This window comes from Streptomyces sp. P5F9 (assembly GCF_057961495.1).
Genome location: NZ_JBXVPZ010000936.1, coordinates 1 through 1,255, shown reverse-complemented (window position 1 = coordinate 1,255; position 1,255 = coordinate 1). Strand labels below are relative to the sequence as shown.

Here is a 1,255-nt window from a genome sequence, read left to right as displayed (position 1 = left end):
CGTCGCCGTCGGGCTGTGGCAGTGGCGGCGTCGGCAGGTGGCCGACGACACCGTCGCCGAGCGCGATGCGGCCACCGCCGCCCGCCAACTCCCGCTCGCTGCCGATCTGCTGGCCGCCTGCATCGCCGCCGGAGCCTCGCCGGTGATCGCCTCCCAGGCCGTGGGAGAGGCCCTCTCGGGGCCCCTGGGGGAACGGCTGGCGCGTGCGGCGGCGGAGGTGCGGCTCGGTGGTGAACCGGCTGATGCCTGGCGGAGGTTGGCCTCGCTTCCGGGCGCCGGCCCGCTGGCCCGGCTGCTCGAACGGGCCGACGAGTCGGGGCTCCCCGCCGCCGGACCGGTCGCACGGCTCGCGGCGGAGGCCCGCGCCGACTGGACCCGCACCACGACGGCACGGGCCCGGCGGGCGGCCGTCCTGATCACCGCACCGGTGGGGCTGTGCTTCCTGCCCGCGTTCATCGCGGTCGGTGTGCTGCCCGTGGTGATCGGGCTCGCGGGTGGGGCGGTGGGAGGAGGTGGCGGCTGACGGGAGGAGCGAGCGGTGACGGACGTATCACGACGAACGACCGACGTATGACGACGAACGACCGACGTATGACGGGCGATCGCTGAACCTCGGCGACCGGCCGAGCGAGCAAGTGAACCGACAGGAACCTCACGGGGGTTGAGATGTACAAGGCAATGCAGGCAGTGCAGGCAGTAGCGGTGCGGGCCGTGCGAGCGGTGCGGGTACGGGCACGGTTGGGTGCCTCGGCGCGCGGGGATGCCGGGATGGCCACCGCCGAGTACGCGATGGGGCTGGTCGCGGCGGTGGCGTTCGCGGTGGTGCTCTACAAGGTGGTGACCAGCGGGGCGGTCAGCGCGGAGCTCCAGAGCATCGTGAAGCGGGCCCTCGATGCGAAGGTGTGAACGGCGGGGTGGGGACGAGGGTTTCGTGACGGCGGAGGCGGCCGTGGTGCTGCCTGTGCTGGTGATGTTCGCCATGGCGCTGGTGTGGGGGCTGCTGGTGGTGGCCGCGCAGATCCAGTGCGTGGACGCGGCCCGCTCGGGCGCCCGCGCCGCGGCTCGGCAGGACCCGGCCGATGCGGTCGTTCAGGTGGTCCGGGACACGGCCCCGCCCGGCGCGGAGGTCACCGTGGCCCGGGAGGGCGACCAGGTCCACGTCGTCGTGGTCGCGAAACCGCCGGTGTTGAGCGGGCTGCCCTTCGAAGTACGGGAGGAGGCCGTGGCGTTGGCGGAGGAGACGGTGGGCGAGGGG

At 73.9% G+C, this 1,255-nt stretch carries 3 protein-coding genes; all 3 read left to right on the top strand.

The annotated features are described in order from the left end of the window. On the top strand, positions 1-523 hold a 523-nt coding region (locus tag AC31A1_RS51625; protein WP_489659946.1), incomplete at its 5' end, for a type II secretion system F family protein. A 143-nt stretch (positions 524-666) separates the two neighbouring features. After that, complete coding sequence (locus AC31A1_RS51620) at positions 667-906, top strand: DUF4244 domain-containing protein (RefSeq protein WP_489659945.1); 240 nt, start codon at positions 667-669, stop codon at positions 904-906. After that, positions 893-1,255, top strand: a 363-nt coding sequence (locus tag AC31A1_RS51615) for a TadE family type IV pilus minor pilin (protein WP_489659944.1), incomplete at its 3' end; no start/stop codon positions are given. The genes AC31A1_RS51620 and AC31A1_RS51615, both read left to right, overlap by 14 nt.